Below are 4244 nucleotides of genomic sequence, written 5' to 3' on the forward strand. Positions count from 1 at the left end.
TTACTGTCAGTCTTAACATCCTTAACCTCCCTGTCTGCTGGTATCCTGCTTTGCTGCTCCATGGATCCGGAGCCTCCAGCCAAGCCTCCCTGCTTTCCTTTTTTTAAATGAAACATTCTGTAATCAAATGTTGCATTATTGCTCCAGTAAATTGTTTGCAATATCCGTGTCCTGTCCGGAGAATGGACATTGGCAGCATGCCTGAAAGGAGAAAAGATTTTATGAGTACAACACAGCCGATCAAGTCAGTAAAACAGCTGGAACAATTTAAAAAATATTATCAGGAGGTTTCACCTGACAGCCGCAATTATGCCCTTATTATCCTTGGTCTTAATACCGCCCTCCGAATTTCGGATATCCTCCGGCTCCACATCGCAGATGTATGGGATTTCCGGCAGCATTGTTTTAACAGGCACATTGAAATTACGGAGAGGAAAACCGGGAAAAATACTTCCATATATATAAACCAGGAGGTCCGGCAGGCTTTATCCGCGTGCCACCTTACCAACCTGGATCCAGATGATGCTCTTTTTCCAAGCCATAAGTATAAAGGCAGTCCCCTAAGCCGCTACCAGGCCTACCGCATAATCAAAAAAGCTGCCATCTATGCAGGTCTGCCAGAGCATATCAGCTGCCACTCCCTGCGCAAGACCTTTGGCTATCACGCCTGGAAGCAGAGTGTGCCCCCTGCCATGCTGATGGATATCTATAACCATTCTTCCTATCAGATCACAAAACGGTATCTTGGAATTGATCAGGATGACAAGGATCAGGTATTTGAAAAAATCCGTCTGTAATCAGTCCCTCTGCTTTCTGCCTTTCCTGTAACAGGTTAACGGAAAAACATTTATTGCGGTTCGGAAGTTTCTGTGATAAACTCAGATCAAAGCATAGACGTTTTCTTTTTACAGACAGGTGAAAATAAAAAGCTACTCTGTAAACCATGGGCCAAGTCCTTTCCCTGATCAGATGCTTTTCCATCGGGAAATGCTCTGACATTCTAACAGATCAGAAAATCCATGCTTTTCAATCCAACATGTAATTGAATAAGCAGAGGATTTTCAAACCCATAGGATCCTTTGCGCACAAAGGAGGTATTTTATGGGGAAATATGATACTTGTATGAGGGAGTTCCTGCAAAACAAAGAACGCTTTGCAGATTTCTTCAATGGCTGCTGTTTTCAGGGTGAACAGGTTATTCGGGCAGAGGAGCTTCAGGATGCCTCTGAAATGTATATCATTGAGAATTTTCCCCCGGAAAAGAAAGCTGCAAAAGGGGCAGATGCTAAGGGGCATAATTCACGCCAGTCCCAAAGGAAAACACAGTTTTTCCGGGATGTTAAAATGTATCTCTGCTCAGGTACAGCCTTGCAGATACTGGCTGTCGAAAATCAGAGCTACATTGACTACAGCATGCCGGTGCGGTGCATGGGGTATGATGCCGCAGAATATCACAGGCAGCTAAAAGCAAAGAAGCGTAGATGGAATTTAATGGACAGGCGTCAAAAAGGACCCAGCATCACATCCGGCGCAGTGTCTGCTGCAACGAGCCATGAAAAACTGTCCGGAATTTTGAAAACGGACCGGCTGCAGCCGGTTTATACTGTTTGTCTCTATAGTGGTACAGATCCATGGGATGGACCACGGACACTTTCAGATATGATGGCATTCCATCCAAATGATAATTATCTGAGATTCCTGTTCAGGGACTATCCGCTCAATCTGTTTTGTGTTAATGAGCATAGTGGATTTGATGAATTTCACACAGACCTCCGGCAGCTTTTTCGTGCCATGAACTGTAGGAAGGACAAGCAGAAGCTGACCGAGCTTATGGGGGATAAACTCTATTCCCATTTAAACGAAGACACATGGGATGCCATTGCTGTCATGACAGACAATGCAGCCCTGCTTCAAAACAAAGAGGCTTTCAGAAATATATACGGAAATCAGGAGGGATTTGATATGTGCCAGGCTTTAGATGAATTAATGGCGGATAAAATGAATGAGGGGATTCTTATCGGAAAACGTGAGGGAAAACACGAAGGGATTCTTATCGGAAAGCGTGAGGGAAAGCACGAGGGGATTCTTATCGGAAAGCGTGAGGGGAAACACGAAGGGATCCTTCTGGAGAAGCAGAACAGTGAAGCTAAGATCAGGACTATCATTTCCAATATGTTGGCTGGTGGTGTTTCCTGTGAAAATATCTGCAGGTTTTTGGAATGTGATCCTTCTCTGGTCGAACAGGTACGGAAAAGCATCCAGTAATATCGATATTCTGCCTTCCACGACAGACAATGCAGCCCTGCCTCAAAACAAAGAAGCTTTCAGAAATATATACGGAAACCAGGAGGGATTTGATATGTGCCAGGCTTTAGATGAATTAATGGCGGATAAAATGAATGAGGGGATTCTTATCGGAAAACACGAGGGGATTCTTATTGGAAAGCACGAAGGGATTCTCCTGGAAAAGCAGAACAGTGAAGCTAAAATCAGGACTATCATTTCCAATATGTTGGCTGGTGGTGTTTCCTGTGAAAATATCTGCAGATTTTTGGAATGTGATCCTTCCTTTGTCGAACAGGTTCAGACAGGTATCCAATGACGATTTTGGCTGACACAAGTTATATTGATCAAATAAACGAGATTTTACAGGCAAAAAGAAAAGAATCCGAAGGAGAATTAGCTATCTGTCCAAAATGGTTTGCAAAAAATTTTAATTTTCCTATAAAGTAATTTTCCCAAGTGCCGATATTATTAGTGAACGTAAGAATGCAACATTTGATTACAAAATGTTGCATTTTTTGTTGCTTCTCTTTCTGTATTCATTTCATATCCAGATAAAGAAAAGACCGGATAAACCGGCCTTTTCCTTCACAACTTATCTTTGCAATTTTACTCTTACAGAAATTACTGTAATAAGGAAAGTACGCCCTGGTTAGCCTGATTAGACTGTGCCAGCATAGCCTGACCTGCCTGAGCCAGAATGTTGTTGTTGGAGTACTTAACCATCTCTGTAGCCATATCTGTATCACGGATCTGGCTTTCAGCGCTGGTGGTGTTCTCAACTACATTGTCCAGGTTGTTGATGGTGTGCTCAAGTCTGTTCTGAATAGCACCAAGTGCGGAACGCTGGGTGGATACCATCTGAATGGCATCCTTAATGGAATCAATTGCATAGGTTCCATTTTGTCCATCATCACCACCAACCTGAATACCATTGATTCCAAGTCCCTTGGCACTCATAGCATCAATATCCATAGAAATCTTGTTGGAAGTGTAAGAATCAGCACCTACATGCAGATCAAGACTAACTGCCTTATTAACTCCAACTGTTCCTTCAGTCACCGTAAATACATTCTTTGTATTAGTTAAAGTTGCAGCTGTATCGGTTCCTATAGAACTTGCTTTTTTAATTTCATTACCAACTAAAGTGTATAAGTCGTCTGCTGACTTATATCCTTCCACATTACCAACAGCATATTCCTTACCATTAATAGTATGTATTTTACCATCTGTCAATTTTCCTGCTATGTCAGTTTTAGCAAGCGTTTTCTTATCTGCATCAGTTGCATCAGCAATAGCATACGTTGTTCCATCGATTTCAATCTTATCACCGTTATTTAATTTTGTAGTGTCAACATTTGCCGCTTTTAAAGCTGCTGCTGCATCAGCTACTGAGACTCCATACTTGGTTCCTGCAACTGTAACTTTATCTCCTGCCTTTAACTCTTTCATTGTAAAGGTCGCTGTTCCTGTACCAAGACCTGCCCAAGTTCCTTCAAATCCAGCTGACTTAGCCTTCAACGTCTTATTAACATTTGTTGCACTATCACCCTTCAGCAGATAGGTTTCATTGAACTTGGTAGTTGTAGATACTCTGTCGATTTCCTCTACAAGCTGATCTACTTCATCCTGAATATACTGTCTGTCATCCTCGCTATTAGTACCATTAGAAGCCTTAACTGCCAGTTCATTCATTCTCTGCAGCATATCATGAACTTCGGTCAGAGCACCTTCAGCGGTCTGTACTGCACTGATACCATCCTGTGCGTTCAGGGAAGCCTGTGTCAGACCTCTGATCTGCTTTCTCATCTTCTCACTGATAGAAAGGCCTGCTGCATCATCTGCTGCACGGTTGATCTTGTAACCGGATGAAAGCTTCTCGGTGGACTTTGCCTGGGTCTTTGTGGTTACGCCTAACATTCTGTTAGAGTTCATTGCTGTTAAATTGTGTTGTACTACCA

At 42.6% G+C, this 4244-nt stretch carries 4 protein-coding genes; 3 read left to right on the forward strand and 1 reads right to left on the reverse strand.

The genetic code is table 11. The features are described 5' to 3' along the window. Positions 1–221 precede the first annotated feature (221 nt). From WJQ40_RS04470 to WJQ40_RS04480, 3 genes are all read left to right on the forward strand, one after another. Positions 222–797 carry a tyrosine-type recombinase/integrase gene (locus tag WJQ40_RS04470; protein WP_337538129.1) on the forward strand — a complete coding sequence of 192 codons (576 nt, stop codon included), beginning with the start codon at positions 222–224 and terminating at the stop codon, positions 795–797. Between the two features lie 304 nt (positions 798–1101). Then, positions 1102–2265, forward strand: coding sequence for a hypothetical protein (locus WJQ40_RS04475; protein WP_337538130.1), 1164 nt, complete (start codon positions 1102–1104; stop codon positions 2263–2265). A gap of 94 nt (positions 2266–2359) precedes the next feature. Further along, entirely contained in the window at positions 2360–2602 is a 243-nt protein-coding gene (locus WJQ40_RS04480; RefSeq protein ID WP_337538132.1) for a hypothetical protein, read from the forward strand. Between the two features lie 305 nt (positions 2603–2907). Here the strand turns inward: WJQ40_RS04480 and WJQ40_RS04485 are convergent. Then, positions 2908–4244, reverse strand: a 1337-nt coding sequence (locus tag WJQ40_RS04485; protein ID WP_337538134.1) for a flagellin, incomplete at its 5' end; no start/stop codon positions are given.

It is taken from the genome of Suilimivivens sp., assembly GCF_037359455.1.
Classification (GTDB): domain Bacteria; phylum Bacillota; class Clostridia; order Lachnospirales; family Lachnospiraceae; genus Suilimivivens; species Suilimivivens aceti.